This is a genomic window from Pseudomonas sp. NPDC090755, from assembly GCF_044769005.1.
In the GTDB taxonomy this organism is placed as follows: Bacteria; Pseudomonadota; Gammaproteobacteria; order Pseudomonadales; family Pseudomonadaceae; genus Aquipseudomonas.
Window position 1 is genome coordinate 17,058 of record NZ_JBIVXC010000002.1, and the last position, 13,105, is coordinate 30,162.

The window sequence follows — 13,105 nt, forward strand, 5'->3', positions numbered from 1 at the left end:
CAATCACCCCTGTACTTGGTGGAAATTAGCCATATTGATCACTTGTTCATGCTCGGTATTCATGATCATAAATGGTGAGTGAGTGGTTATTATGAACTGCGCATGGGGTGCCAGCCTTAACATCGCTGGCAGTAACATTCTTTGCCATTCCATATGAAGCGAAAGGTCAGGTTCATCTAGGAGAAAAATACATTGCTCGCCGTAGAGATACGTTATAAGGAGCAAAGCCAGTAAAGTTTTCTCACCTTTCGAAAAATCGACCCAAGGAATTTCCTGCCCATTCGACAATTCCATGAAAGCGTGATTTGTACCCCAGCGTAGCCTCCTCTGGGTTTGGGCAAAAAACTTATTCAACTCTTGAAAAACTTCTGTATCTTCAAAGCCCCGAGAACCTTTCTCAGACTCGTAGGTCTTAATTTTATTCAAAAAGTAATTCTTTGTAGCTGCTTCACTCTTCTTACCGCTTATTTTTTCATAATCTTTCATCAGGGCGAAAAATTTATCGAACGCATCTGCCCCAGCAGCTTGCCTTACAGCCAAGTCATAGAACAATGTATACAAAGTCTGATCAATAGTAGGCGCATCAGACATTACTCTCTCAGAAACTTCACGCTTGTAATTAAAATAAATTTCGGAATCAACATACGCTACAACATTCGTAGCGGCCGCAAATTTATCTGCAGACTCCATATCTGGCAACGATGTTGCCAGACAGCCGAAACCGTCCTGCTGCTTATTATCTTTTCGCTTAACTTTAGTAGTTCTTCGAGCATCCTCAAGGATATCCTTTACTACGCGATAAGCGTCTTCAATGGTAGCCGCCGCAGTAAAAGACTCCTCAATATGATCTTTTATACCACTTAAAACCCCGGACTCCGTAGCCATCTTAGTGGCACGTATTCCGTTATTATCAGCAAACCTTAACTCGACAACCCAATCATAACTTGTAACATCGTGATCAACACCCCGCAAAAGAGCTAACGACTCAAGCAATACACCTATTGTTCTAGACTTACCAGACCCATTGTAACCAGTTAGAATAAGAGCTTTTGCATCCGGCTCAATGCTTAGTCGAATATCACTGCCGCGAATAGGAGTATTAAATAGAGTTATATGCTGGAGATTATTCAATTTCAATCCTTGTTTTAGTCTTCCGTTTAACCTAATTTTTCAGCAAGGTCGTGCGGACTGAGATGGGTATAACGCTTAAGCATTGCTAACGTTTTATGACCGGTGATACTCGCAACCTCAATCATCGTGAAGCCGCGCTCGAAGAAACGACTGGTCGCCTCGTGGCGCAAGTCGTGAAGGCGCAGGCCTTCAATCCCTGCTGCCACGCAGGCCCTGGGAAAGTAGTTGCTGATAGTATTGAGCGCGAGGTTGAAGTACCGGCCGCCACCGATCGGCGTAGGCAAGCCCTCCAGCAGGGCGATCGCCCGGGAGGACAATGGCACGGCGCGCCGCTCGCCGTTCTTGGTGTCTTCCAGATAGGCCACTTTGCCGCGCACCTGGTCTCGGCGCAGCATCAACAGCTCAGACCGGCGCATCGCCGTCTCCACTGCCAACTCAATGAACACCGGAAGCTGGGCACTCATCTGGCCGGCTGCCTTGTACAACGCGGTGAGCTCAGCCGGCGTCGGGCGCCGATCCCTCTCCTTGCTGCCTTTAGGCATACGGATCGCCCGGCACGGGTTGGTCAACCCTTCGATTCCCCATTCCTTAGTGGCCACCGTGTATAGGTGGCTGATCACCGCCAAGTTGAGGCGCACTGTCGCCGTCGACTTCCCTTCCTTCAGCTCAGCATCGCGGTAGGCGGCCATGTCGCTCGAGCGGATCGCGGCGAGACCTTTGCTGGCCAGCTTGTGCTCTTTCCACTTCTTGATGCGGACCTGCTCCTGCTTGGCGCCCTTCTTGGTCGAGGTGACCTCGGACAAATAGCGGTCCAAGGCCTCGGCCAGCGTGGTGCTCTCGGCCTCGCGCATGTCGACGAAGCGTGCGCGCGACATGTCACCCTCGATCTCGGCGGCCCATCTCTGGGCTTCTGCCTTGGTGTCAAAGGTGGCGGAAAGGGTTGGATATCCTTTGCGGCGGATCTGGGCGCGCCAGGCGTCACCGCGCTTCTCGTAGTAGGCCATGGCGGAATGATAGCGAACGCTTGGGGGAATTACACGCTCCCCCATTCCCCCAAAATTCCCCCAAATGAAAAAGGCCCCGATGGCTATACAGCGCTCGGGGCCTTTAATATGGCGGAGAGATAGGGATTTGAACCCTAGGTACCCGCGAAGGTACAACGGATTTCGAATCCGTCCCGTTCGGCCACTCCGGCATCTCTCCAGTGGCGCGCATGATACCAGCAGTTTCTCGAAAGGCAAAGCCTCTTTTTGAAAAAAATTCGCGTGGTATCAGGCGCTTGCGTGAACTTGCCAATTACAGCGGCACGCCCAGGCGCTTGGCGACTTCTTCGTAGGCCTCGATCACGTCGCCCAGACCCTGGCGGAAGCGGTCCTTGTCCATCTTCTTGCGGGTTTCCTTATCCCACAGGCGGCAGCCGTCCGGGCTGAACTCGTCACCCAGGACGATCTCGCCGTGGAATACGCCGAACTCCAGCTTGAAGTCGACCAGCAGCAGGCCTGCATCGTCGAACAGCTTGCTCAGCACTTCGTTGACCTTGAGCGACAGGGCTTTCATCTTCACCAGTTGCTCGGCAGTGCCCCAGCCGAAGGCGACAACGTGGGATTCGTTGATGAACGGATCGCCCTTCTCGTCGTTCTTGAGGAACAGTTCGAACGTCGAAGGCTCAAGCTTGATGCCCTCTTCCACACCCAGGCGCTTGACCAGGCTGCCGGCAGCGTAGTTACGCACGACGCATTCGACCGGGATCATGTCGAGCTTCTTGACCAGGCACTCGTTGTCGCCCAGCAGTTTGTCGAACTGGGTCGGAATGCCGGCTTCTTCAAGCTTCTGCATGATGAAGGCGTTGAACTTGTTGTTCACCATGCCCTTGCGATCGAGTTGTTCGATACGCTTGCCGTCGAACGCCGAGGTGTCGTTGCGAAACAGCAGGATCAAGCGGTCAGCGTCGTCGGTCTTGTAAACCGACTTGGCTTTGCCGCGGTAGAGTTCTTCACGTTTTTCCATGATGGGCTCCGCTTGCTAAATAAGATGGGCTAGGCGATTTCGCGCCAGTCGAGCCCGCAATCCTGATTGGCCACCTGCAACCAGTCCGGATCGCAGCCGAGGGTATCGACGAAGCTCTGCCGGGCCAGCTGTGGCTGGTTGTTCTTGCTGCTGAGATGGGCCAGCACCAGATGCTGCAGGTTCTGCCAGTCCAACTCCGACACCAGGCGCGCGGCCTGGTGGTTGTTCAAATGTCCGTAGTTGCCACCTACCCGCAACTTGAGAAACCTCGGGTACGCGCCCCGACCCAGCAGGTCGAGGCAGTGATTGGCCTCGATCACCAGGGCGTCCAGGCCCCGGTAGCTGTCCAGCAGCGCGGCATCGTAGGAGCCAAGGTCGGTCAGCACCCCCAGGCGCCGGCGACCGTCACTGAAGACATACTGCAACGGCTCCAGCGCGTCGTGGGTCACACCCACGGCGGTAATGCCCAGTCCGTTGATCTGCAAGGTCTCGCCGGCGGCCAGGAACCCCGCGGCCTCGACCGGCTTGCGCATGCCGCGCAATGTACCGCGGCTGAGGTAGACCGGTACATTGTAGCGCCGCGACAGCAAACCGACCCCATGCACATGGTCGGCATGTTCGTGGGTGACCACTACCGCGCTCAGTTGATCGGCCGACACCCCGAGCAGCGCCAGGCGCCGCTCGGTTTCACGCAGGGAAAAGCCGCAATCGACCAGGACGAGGGTATCGTCACTGGCGATCAGCGTGCCATTTCCCTGGCTGCCGCTTCCAAGTACCGCGAAGCGCACTTAGCCCAGGTTGTCCTGAATCACGCTCAGCACGCGGCGGGCGACATCGGCCGGGGCCACGGTGTTGATGTTCTTCTCGACGGTGACCTGGACGCTGTCGCCGACCTTGCTCAGGCGCACCTGGTAACGCTCGGCGCGGGCCTCACGCTCTTCCTTGCTTGGCGCGCTGCCGAACAGGCGACCGAAGAAGCCCGGCTCCTGGTCCTTGGCATCGGCTTTTTCCGCCAGGTTGATGTAGTACAGGCCCAGGCTGCGGTTGATGTCTTCGACACGCCAGTCACCCTGTTCCAGGGCACGGCCGACGCTGGACCAGGCGCGATCGAGGTCGGCGCCCAGGTTCAGCACCGGGTTGCCGCTACCGTCTTCGCTCAGGCTGACGCGGCTTGGTGCGTCGAAATCGCGGGCGGCGAGCAACGACACCGAACCGCCCTTCTCGGCGCTGCGGGTCATGCTGGCGAGCATTTCGTCGACCAGGATGGCGTCGACACCGACGTTGTCGGAACGGTCCGGGAACGCCTGCTCGGCAGTGCTGCCGGCCGGACGTTCGACGGTCACGATGTAGACCTCGCTGGTGTTGCGCTGCACACCCGGCTCGATGCGGATGCGTGCACGTACTTCGTTGTCGCTGCTGCTCGAGGCACTGGCCAGCCGGCGTGCCATGGACGCCGAGAGCTCGTCGAAGCGCTGCCAGGTGGTGTTGAATTCACCGGTCTGCGGACGCTCTTCGGCGATGCGGAAGCCGTTGTCTTCGAAGAACTGCCGGGCCACCGGCCAGACTTCGGCCGGGGCGCGCTGGGCCAGGACCCAACGGGCACTGCCGCTCTTCTGCAGGCTGAAGTCGCTGATGTCGGAACCGGCGCTCAGGGGCTGCGGACGCGGCACTTCGAACTCGCCCTTGACGTTGTCGTCGGCGACGTTACGCGGGATCGGCAACAGCGGGTCGAGGCGCTTGGCGCTGCTGACGTCCGGCGGCAGTTGCATCGGCGCCTTCTGAGTAGCCTCGAGATAGTCACTGCCACGGTCACGGAAGTAACCCTCTTCGCCCCAGAGCCAGCCACAACCGCTGGTGCTCGAGATGATCAAGGCAAGGGCAGAAAGACCAGCCAATCGCTTCATGCGGTGTACTTCCTCAATTAAACCAGCACGCCCGACTGGCGCAGGGCCTGACGGACTTTTTCATGACAGGATTCGCTCAGCCAGGTCAGTGGCAGGCGGATGCCTTTTTGCATCAGCCCCATTTCAACGAGCGCCCACTTCACCGGAATCGGGTTGGCCTCGCAGAACAGGTCCTTGTGCAGCGGCATGAGTTTTTCGTTGATCGCGCGGGCCTTCTCGGCATTGCCCTCAAGGGCGGCCTCGCACAGATCGGCCATTTCGCGCGGGGCGACGTTGGCGGTGACGGAGATGTTGCCCTTGCCGCCCAGCAGGATCAGCTCGACCGCGGTCGGATCGTCACCGGACAGCACGATGAAGTCCTTGCTCACACCGTCGATGATGGCCTTGGCGCGCTGCAGGTCGCCGGTGGCTTCCTTGATGCCGATGATGTTCGGCACGGTCGACAGGCGGATCACGGTCTCGGCCTGCATGTCGCAGGAAGTGCGGCCCGGCACGTTGTAGAGGATCTGCGGGATGTCGACGGCTTCGGCAATGTACTTGAAGTGCTGGTACAGGCCTTCCTGGGTCGGCTTGTTGTAGTACGGGACGACCAGCAGGCAGGCGTCGGCGCCGGCATTCTTGGCGTTCTTGGTCAGGTGCACGGCTTCGGCGGTGGAGTTCGCGCCGGTGCCGGCGATCACCGGTACGGGGTTCTTGCTGTGCTTGACGCGTTCGACCACGTGCTTGATGACCAGGATGTGCTCTTCGACATCCAGGGTCGCGGACTCACCGGTGGTGCCGACTGCGACGATCGCATGGGTGCCGTTTTCCAGGTGGAAGTCTACAAGTTTGTCGAGGCTGTCCCAATCAAGACGCCCTTGTGCATCCATGGGTGTGACCAATGCCACCATACTGCCCGCAATCATGAAACTGCTCCTGCCGGAAAAAGAGAGCGGTAATGGTACTGGCGCCATCGGCCTTGCACAAGCGAAGCAGGCGGGCGGAGCATTCCCCTCGGCGGCCATTTTCGCTACCCTTCTCTCTTTGATCGGTACACAGCGGCCCGCCGGGCTGCCGACAACCTGCGCAGGCAGTGCCCAAAGCCTCGATCCTGAGCCCCGGGACCACGCCCACCCGCCGTTTCGACCCGTCAGGTACCGACCGCTCATCGCTTTAGGAATGCTGCATGTCCACCCCCACCGTTCGCGAACAATTCCTTGTCATCAGCGCCCTGGGCCCCAATCCCATGGAACTGACCAACATCCTGTGCCGGGCCGGCAACGACAATCGCTGCTCGGTCGTGACCTCGCGCCTGACCCGTCATGGCGAATGCAGTGCCCTGGTGTTGCAGGTCGCCGGCAGCTGGGATGCCCTGGCACGTTTCGAGGCGGCCCTGCCGGGGTTGGCCAAGAAGCACGGCTTCACCGTGAATGTGGTGCGCAGCGCCGAGCTTGAAGTGCGCCCGCTGTCCCTGCCGTACGTGGCCTATGTCAGCGCCGCCTATCGCCCAGACATCATCAACGAGCTGTGCCAGTTCTTCATCGACCATCATGTGGAGCTGGAGAACCTGACCTGCGACACCTACCAGGCGCCACAGACCGGCGGCACCATGCTCAACGCCACCTTCACCGTGACCCTGCCGGCCGGCACCCAGATCAGCTGGCTGCGCGACCAGTTCCTGGACTTCGCCGACGCCTTGAACCTGGATGCACTGATCGAACCCTGGCGCCCACAGAACCCAATGTAAGGAACTCCCCATGGCCGTTGAACTCGACCAACCCGTCGCCGACTTCCAGGCCCAGGCCACCAGCGGCCAGAGCGTCAGCCTGGCGAGCCTGGCCGGCAAGCAGGTGGTGCTCTACTTCTATCCCAAGGACAGCACCCCGGGCTGCACCACCGAAGGCCAGGGTTTCCGCGACCAGTACGCGGCCTTCCAGGCGGCCAATACCGAGGTGTTCGGGGTATCCCGTGACGGCATCAAGTCCCACGAGAACTTCAAGGCCAAGCAGGCGTTTCCCTTCGAACTGATCAGCGACAAGGACGAGGCCCTGTGCCAGCTGTTCGACGTGATCAAGCTCAAGAAGCTCTACGGCAAGGAATACCTGGGCGTGGACCGCAGCACCTTCCTGATCGACAGGAACGGCGTGCTGCGCAAGGCATGGCGTGGCGTGAAGGTGCCAGGGCATGTGGATGCGGTGCTGGCCGAGGCGCAGGGGCTGAACAAAGCCTGAGGCAAAACCGTTGTGATCTTATCGCGGGGCAAGCCCGCTCCCACAGAGAATGTGATCCCTGTGGGAGCGGGCTTGCCCCGCGATGCATTCAGAGCAGCGGCGCCACCATCGGCTCCCGCCGCGGCCAGGCATCGAGCACGGCCTTGAACAGGGTCGCCAGCGGGATGGCGAAGAAGATCCCCCAGAAGCCCCACAAGCCGCCAAACAGCAATACCGCGCAGATGATCGCGACCGGGTGCAGGCTCACCGCCTCGGAGAACAGCAGCGGCACCAGCACGTTGCCGTCCAGGGCCTGGATGATCGCGTAGACCGCCATCAGGTAGATGAACTGGTCACCCCAGCCCCACTGGAACAGGGCAATCAGGGTAACCGGCACGGTCACCACCACCGCGCCGACATAAGGCACCACCACCGACAGCCCCACCAGCAGCGCCAGCAAGGCCGCGTAGTTGAGCCCCAGGGCAATGAAGGCGATATAGGTCGCCACACCACAGATCAGGATCTCGATGCCCTTGCCGCGGATGTAGTTGGCGATCTGCCGGTTCATTTCCTCGGCCACCCGGGTCATCAGTGCCCGCTCGCGCGGCAGGTAGCCACTGACCCAGCGGCCGATCACTTCACGGTCCTTGAGAAAGAAGAACACCAGGATCGGCACCAGCACCAGGTAGATCATGATGTTCACCAGCAGCGGCAGGCTCGACAGCGAAAAGGTCAGGGCCCACTGGCCGAACTTGCCGATCTCCCCGCGCATGGCCTCGATGGCCTGCAGCACCTGCTCATCGGAGACCAGGTGCGGATAGCGCTCGGGCAACAGCAACAGCAGCGACTGCCACTTGCCCAGCATGCCAGGCAGTTCGTTGAACAGGGTGATCAGCTGATGCCAGAGCAGCGGCACCAGTACCAGCAGGAATACCCCCAAAGCACCCATGAACAGGGTAAAGACCAGGCCGACGGCATAGCGGGTCGGCACCCGCAGGCGTTCCAGGGCATTGACCAGCCCCTGCATGAGGAACGCCAGGACCATCCCCGCCAGCACCGGCGCCAGCATGCCACCCAGGGTCAGGACGGCGGTAAACCCCAGAAACAGCAAGACCGCCAGCACCACCGCTTCTTCATCGGAGAAGTAGCGTTGCATCCAGTCGCGAAGCACCTTGAACATTGACGATCCTTAGAAAAAACTCAGGCCTTGCGCAGCCAGTAGGTGTACACACCGCCCTCGGCGGTTTCGCGCAGCAGGGTATGACCGGCCAACTTGGCAAAAGTGCGGAAGTCGCGCTGCGATCCGGCATCGGTGGCCACCACCTTGAGCACGGCACCGCTGGCCAGGCGATTGAGCTCCATCTTCGCCTTGAGCAGTGGCAACGGGCAGTTCAGGCCACTGGCATCGAGTTCGGCATCAATGTTCAGGGTGTCGCTCATCAAGGTTTCTCCAGGCAGGCGGGTGCGAACAAGCCTTGTAGAATACCGCCACTGGTCGCCGACGTGTGAGCCGGCTACAGTAAGGTTCTTTGTCGACCAGAGCTTCGTGCATGAATTTACTGCGCCCTACCCTGCTGACGCTGGCCTGTTTGATGGCGTTCCCCAGCCATGCCGACGACCTGCCGTCACTCGGCGACGCCAGTTCTGCCATTGTTTCTCCCCAGCAGGAAAACCAGCTGGGCCGCGCCTGGCTGAGCCTGCTGCGGGGCAATGTCAATCAACTGAACGATCCCCAGCTCAAGGACTTTGTCGAGACCAGCGTCTATCGCCTGGCTGAAACCAGCCAGCTGCAGGACCGTCGCCTGGAGTTCATCCTCATCGACAGCCGCGAGCTCAACGCGTTTGCCGCCCCGGGCGGGATCATCGGGGTCAACGGCGGTCTGTTCCTCAACGCCCAGACCGAAGGCGAATACGCCTCGGTACTGGCCCACGAACTGGCGCACTTGTCGCAACGTCACTTCGCCCGTGGCGTCGAGGCCCAGCAACGCATGCAGCTGCCAATGATGGCGGCGATGCTGGCCGGGATCGTGGCCGCCGCCGCCGGCGCCGGTGATGCCGGTATCGCCGCGATCGCCGGCACCCAGGCCGCCGCCATCCAGGAACAACGACGCTTCTCCCGGCAGAACGAACAGGAAGCCGACCGCATCGGCATCCTGAACCTGGAGAAGGCCGGTTACGATCCGCGCAACATGCCAAGCATGTTCGAACGCCTGATGCGCCAGTACCGCTACGATGCCAAGCCGCCGGAATTCCTCCTGACTCACCCGGTGACCGAATCGCGTATCGCCGACACCCGTAACCGCGCCGAGCAGGCGCCCAAGGGCGGCACCGAGGACAGCGCCCGCTATCAGCTGATCCGCGCCCGCGTTGCCTTGATCTACGAAGGCACGCCGGGGATGGCTGCCAAGCGTTTCCGCGCCCAGCTGGACGAGAACCCGAAACTCGACTCGGCCCGCTATGGCCTGGCGATCGCCCTGATCAAAGGTGGCCGTCTCAACGAGGCACGGGAGGCGCTCAAGCCGTTGCTGGATAAAGCGCCCAACGACATCACCTACAACCTGGCGCAGGTCGACCTGGACATCACCAACAACCGCCTGGCCGATGCCCAACAGCGGGTCGAGCGCATGCGTTCGTTGTACCCGGCGAACTACCCGCTGCAGCAGGCGCGCATCGACCTGCTGCTCAAGCAGAACCGTCCGGCTGAAGCGGAAAAAGCCCTGGATGCCTTGCTCAAGAACCGCCCGGACGATCCGGACGTGTGGTACGACGTGGCCGAGGTGCGCGGGCTGTCCGGCAACACCATCGGCCTGCACCAGGCGCGGGCCGAGTACTTTGCCCTGGTGGGCGATTTCGACCAGGCCCTGCAACAGCTCGATTACGCCAAGCAGCGGGCGGGCAGCAACTTTGTACTGGCGTCGAAAATCGATGCGCGTCAGCGCGAGCTGCTGGAGCAGCAGCGGATGGTCAAGGACATGATGCGCTAGATCACCTGAAAGCATCGCGGGGCAAGCCCGCTCCTACACCTGTAGGAGCGGGCTTGCCCCGCGATGGGGACCTCAAGCGTTACCGGACAGTTTCAGCCGCGCCGCCTGGGTGAAGTCGAGCATGCGCTTGAGCGGCTTGATCGCCTGGGGAATCAGCGCCGGCTCCACGAAGATCTCGTTGGTGCCTTCACGCAGGCACTGCAAGGTGCGCTCCAGGGTGTTCATGGCCATCCACGGGCAGTGGGCGCAGCTGCGGCATGCCGCGCCGTTACCGGCGGTAGGCGCCTCGATGAAGACCTTGTCCGGGCACAGCTGCTGCATCTTGTAGAAGATGCCGCGGTCGGTGGCGACGATGAAGGTCGTGTTCGGCAGCGTCTGCGCCGCCTTGATCAACTGGCTGGTGGAGCCGACGGCATCGGCCAGCTCGATCACCGCCTCTGGCGATTCAGGGTGCACCAGGATCGCGGCATCGGGGTACAGCGCCTTCATGTCGGCCAACTGGCGCGACTTGAACTCTTCGTGAACGATGCAGGCACCATCCCACAGCAGCATGTCGGCGCCCGTCTGCTTCTGGATGTAGCGGCCCAGGTGCTGGTCCGGCCCCCAGATGATGGTTTCGCCGTTGTCCATCAGGCTCTCGACGATTTCCAGGGCGCAGCTGGAGGTCACCACCCAGTCGGCACGGGCCTTGACCGCCGCCGAAGTGTTGGCATAGACCACCACGGTACGTTCCGGGTGCTTGTCGCAGAATGCGGAGAACTCGTCCACCGGGCAACCCAGGTCCAGCGAGCAGGTCGCTTCCAGGGTCGGCATCAGCACGCGCTTTTCCGGCGTGAGGATCTTGGCCGTCTCGCCCATGAAGCGCACGCCGGCCACCACCACGGTGCTCGCCGGGTGGTTCTTGCCGAAGCGGGCCATTTCCAGCGAGTCGGACACGCAACCGCCGGTTTCCTCGGCCAGGGCCTGGATCACCGGGTCACAGTAGTAATGGGCAACCAGCACAGCGTCACGCGCCTTGAGTTCGGCGGCGATGGCGGCACGGTAGTCGGCCTCTTGCTCAGGCGTCAGCGGCTTGGGCTGCTTGGCATCGAGGTGGGCTTGGACCAAAAGGCGTTCGGAAATCTGGGTCATGATCGCTGGACCTGCAGGCGCTTGTGCGCGTAAGTCGAGTGTATCACCGAGCCCTGGCAAATCGGTTACAGGATCTGCGGGCAAGGCGCTGAACGGCGTTGCGGGCAGAGCCAAAGACCTTCTGCGGCCTCGGGTTTTTATGGGATGCCGAAGGCTACAGATAATCGGATGAATTCAAAAGGTTTTTTTAGTGAAACAAGGCACGGGGCGACAGGCCTGCCGCCCCGGGACCCGACATCAACCCTCGGTCGGCTGCATGGCCCCCAGGTTGGCCTGGATCAGGCTGGCGAACTGTTCGACGGTCATCTTCTGGCCATTGAACTCCACCATGCCGTCGGCGTAGTGCAGGCTGGCGAGGATATCGTTGCCCTTGACCGTGGCCATCTGGCTCTGCTGCGCCATCATGCCGACCATTTCACCGGCCTGGGACGCTTGCTGGGCCAGGACCTGGGCATCGCTCTGCCCTTCCAGGCGAGCCTGCAGCACCGCCAGGTCACCGATCATGGGCTTGGACAGCGAGACCTTACTCTGCACCTGGGCCACGATCTGCCGGTACAACTCATCGGCCGGTAATTCCAGCGAAGCCGGTTTGGTCAGGTCGACACTCAGGCTGAAGCGGCTTTCGCCATTGGCCGTCTTGAACGAGAAGTTGTCCAGGGCAATCTGGGGCTTGCCGGCCAGCACCTGTTGCAGGTTGGCGTGCATCTGCGCGGTCTCGGCTTCGCTCATCGGCAGCGCCGGCATGCCCTCACCCTGGGCCGAGGCTTCTTGCAACTGGGGCAGGTAGCCCTGGTACAGGGCGACCAGCGCCTGGGTGGCCGGGATGTCGATGTTCTTCACGCTCCAGGTCATTTCACCGGCGCCCACCGGCTTGCCATCGAAGTTGATGTCACCCACCTTGTAGACCATGGTGCCGGAGAACTTGCTGCCGTCGGCGCGGTACTCGTTGTTCTGTTCCAGGTGCTTCATCAGCAGCACTTTCTGCTGCTCGCCCAGGGTCGCACTGACCTCGCCCAGGCCCATGTTCATGGTGCCGACATAGAAACCGAAATCGGTCTTGCTCATGTCGCCGACCAGGTTCAGGCCCTTGAATTCCAGCTTCAGCGGCGCGCTGTCCGCATCGACCAGATCCAGGCTCAGGTTGGCCGAGCCACCACTGAACTTGATCTGCTCGGCATCCTTGGTGCCGGAGGCCTGGATTTCCAGGCCCGAGAACTTGATACGCGAACCGCCCGCCTCGGTCACTTCCATCGGCGGCATGATCAGCGTGCCGTCCGTCGAGCCGTCGTAACCCAGGCTGTTCTGGCCGTAGACCGGAGCAACATCGCCGCTGATGGCGAACCACTCGGCGGTGAGCGCGTCCTTTTCCAGGGCATAGTTGCTGGCCGCCATCACCGGCATGAGCTTCAACGCCTTCAACCGGCTCCAGGGCAAGGGACCGTGCTCGATGCGATCGACAAAGCCCAGCTCGAAGCTCTGCGGCTCGTCGCCGACCATCACGTCCTTGACCTTGACCCGGTAATGCGCGGTGCTCGAATACAGGTGCGACTCAAGCGACGTCAGCTCCAGGGTCACGCTGGCGCCCACCCCGGCCGACTGCTGGAGCTGGGCGTTGGCTTGTACCAGGGCCTGCTTGAGCACCTCCGGCAATTGCTTGCCGGTGTACCAGGCTCCCGCCGTGCAGACAGCAGCCACGGCAACCACCAGCCCTGAAAGTACACCCACTGTTTTCTTCATGAAATGATCCGCTTGTCCATTT

13 protein-coding genes and 1 tRNA gene are annotated in these 13,105 nt (G+C 60.9%); 3 read left to right on the plus strand and 11 right to left on the minus strand.

Annotated features, from left to right (window positions below; genetic code table 11):
• Positions 1 to 3 precede the first annotated feature (3 nt).
• The 7 genes from ACIQUS_RS03870 to dapA all read right to left on the minus strand — a co-directional run bounded on the left by ACIQUS_RS03870 (position 4) and on the right by dapA (position 5,947).
• Positions 4 to 1,131 (minus strand): AAA family ATPase, encoded by a 1,128-nt coding sequence (locus ACIQUS_RS03870; protein ID WP_403043138.1) that lies wholly within the window; start codon positions 1,129 to 1,131, stop codon positions 4 to 6.
• A 26-nt stretch (positions 1,132 to 1,157) separates the two neighbouring features.
• A complete protein-coding gene (locus ACIQUS_RS03875) occupies positions 1,158 to 2,135 on the minus strand; it encodes an integrase (RefSeq protein ID WP_403043140.1) in 978 nt (325 codons plus the stop codon).
• A gap of 109 nt (positions 2,136 to 2,244) precedes the next feature.
• Positions 2,245 to 2,334: transfer RNA gene (locus tag ACIQUS_RS03880), tRNA-Ser, on the minus strand.
• Positions 2,335 to 2,427: 93 nt separating this feature from the next.
• A complete protein-coding gene (purC, locus tag ACIQUS_RS03885) occupies positions 2,428 to 3,138 on the minus strand; it encodes a phosphoribosylaminoimidazolesuccinocarboxamide synthase (protein WP_010223163.1) in 711 nt (236 codons plus the stop codon).
• Positions 3,139 to 3,167: 29 nt separating this feature from the next.
• Positions 3,168 to 3,926 carry an MBL fold metallo-hydrolase gene (locus ACIQUS_RS03890; RefSeq protein ID WP_403043143.1) on the minus strand — a complete coding sequence of 253 codons (759 nt, stop codon included), beginning with the start codon at positions 3,924 to 3,926 and terminating at the stop codon, positions 3,168 to 3,170.
• Entirely contained in the window at positions 3,927 to 5,042 is a 1,116-nt protein-coding gene (gene bamC, locus ACIQUS_RS03895) for an outer membrane protein assembly factor BamC (protein ID WP_403043146.1), read from the minus strand.
• A 17-nt stretch (positions 5,043 to 5,059) separates the two neighbouring features.
• Positions 5,060 to 5,947, minus strand: coding sequence for a 4-hydroxy-tetrahydrodipicolinate synthase (dapA, locus tag ACIQUS_RS03900; protein ID WP_403043149.1), 888 nt, complete (start codon positions 5,945 to 5,947; stop codon positions 5,060 to 5,062).
• A 260-nt stretch (positions 5,948 to 6,207) separates the two neighbouring features.
• On the opposite strand from dapA, the gene ACIQUS_RS03905 reads away from it, so the two are divergent.
• Positions 6,208 to 6,768, plus strand: a complete 561-nt coding sequence (locus tag ACIQUS_RS03905; RefSeq protein ID WP_285862563.1) for a glycine cleavage system protein R — start codon at positions 6,208 to 6,210, stop codon at positions 6,766 to 6,768.
• Positions 6,769 to 6,778: 10 nt separating this feature from the next.
• Entirely contained in the window at positions 6,779 to 7,252 is a 474-nt protein-coding gene (locus tag ACIQUS_RS03910) for a peroxiredoxin (RefSeq protein WP_403043153.1), read from the plus strand.
• A gap of 88 nt (positions 7,253 to 7,340) precedes the next feature.
• Here the strand turns inward: ACIQUS_RS03910 and ACIQUS_RS03915 are convergent, their stop codons facing one another.
• Positions 7,341 to 8,411 carry an AI-2E family transporter gene (locus tag ACIQUS_RS03915; protein ID WP_403043156.1) on the minus strand — a complete coding sequence of 357 codons (1,071 nt, stop codon included), beginning with the start codon at positions 8,409 to 8,411 and terminating at the stop codon, positions 7,341 to 7,343.
• Positions 8,412 to 8,431: 20 nt separating this feature from the next.
• Positions 8,432 to 8,671 (minus strand): sulfurtransferase TusA family protein, encoded by a 240-nt coding sequence (locus tag ACIQUS_RS03920; protein WP_403043159.1) that lies wholly within the window; start codon positions 8,669 to 8,671, stop codon positions 8,432 to 8,434.
• Positions 8,672 to 8,781: 110 nt separating this feature from the next.
• On the opposite strand from ACIQUS_RS03920, the gene ACIQUS_RS03925 reads away from it, so the two are divergent.
• Positions 8,782 to 10,215: a M48 family metalloprotease gene (locus tag ACIQUS_RS03925; RefSeq protein WP_403043162.1), complete on the plus strand. Its 1,434-nt coding sequence runs from the start codon at positions 8,782 to 8,784 to the stop codon at positions 10,213 to 10,215.
• A gap of 72 nt (positions 10,216 to 10,287) precedes the next feature.
• Here the strand turns inward: ACIQUS_RS03925 and nadA are convergent, their stop codons facing one another.
• Positions 10,288 to 11,346 (minus strand): quinolinate synthase NadA, encoded by a 1,059-nt coding sequence (gene nadA, locus ACIQUS_RS03930; RefSeq protein ID WP_403043165.1) that lies wholly within the window; start codon positions 11,344 to 11,346, stop codon positions 10,288 to 10,290.
• Between the two features lie 237 nt (positions 11,347 to 11,583).
• Entirely contained in the window at positions 11,584 to 13,083 is a 1,500-nt protein-coding gene (locus ACIQUS_RS03935; RefSeq protein WP_403043168.1) for a YdgA family protein, read from the minus strand.
• Positions 13,084 to 13,105: the final 22 nt, after the last annotated feature.

What these genes read in the sequence shown, in the direction of transcription:
- ACIQUS_RS03875 (WP_403043140.1), bottom strand. Translation starts at nt 2,135, where the DNA reads ATGGCCTACTACGAGAAGCGCGGTGACGCCTGGCGCGCCCAGATCCGC.
- purC (WP_010223163.1), bottom strand. Translation starts at nt 3,138, where the DNA reads ATGGAAAAACGTGAAGAACTCTACCGCGGCAAAGCCAAGTCGGTTTAC.
- bamC (WP_403043146.1), bottom strand. Translation starts at nt 5,042, where the DNA reads ATGAAGCGATTGGCTGGTCTTTCTGCCCTTGCCTTGATCATCTCGAGC.
- dapA (WP_403043149.1), bottom strand. Translation starts at nt 5,947, where the DNA reads ATGATTGCGGGCAGTATGGTGGCATTGGTCACACCCATGGATGCACAA.
- ACIQUS_RS03905 (WP_285862563.1), top strand. Translation starts at nt 6,208, where the DNA reads ATGTCCACCCCCACCGTTCGCGAACAATTCCTTGTCATCAGCGCCCTG.
- ACIQUS_RS03910 (WP_403043153.1), top strand. Translation starts at nt 6,779, where the DNA reads ATGGCCGTTGAACTCGACCAACCCGTCGCCGACTTCCAGGCCCAGGCC.
- ACIQUS_RS03915 (WP_403043156.1), bottom strand. Translation starts at nt 8,411, where the DNA reads ATGTTCAAGGTGCTTCGCGACTGGATGCAACGCTACTTCTCCGATGAA.
- ACIQUS_RS03920 (WP_403043159.1), bottom strand. Translation starts at nt 8,671, where the DNA reads ATGAGCGACACCCTGAACATTGATGCCGAACTCGATGCCAGTGGCCTG.
- ACIQUS_RS03925 (WP_403043162.1), top strand. Translation starts at nt 8,782, where the DNA reads ATGAATTTACTGCGCCCTACCCTGCTGACGCTGGCCTGTTTGATGGCG.
- nadA (WP_403043165.1), bottom strand. Translation starts at nt 11,346, where the DNA reads ATGACCCAGATTTCCGAACGCCTTTTGGTCCAAGCCCACCTCGATGCC.
- ACIQUS_RS03935 (WP_403043168.1), bottom strand. Translation starts at nt 13,083, where the DNA reads ATGAAGAAAACAGTGGGTGTACTTTCAGGGCTGGTGGTTGCCGTGGCT.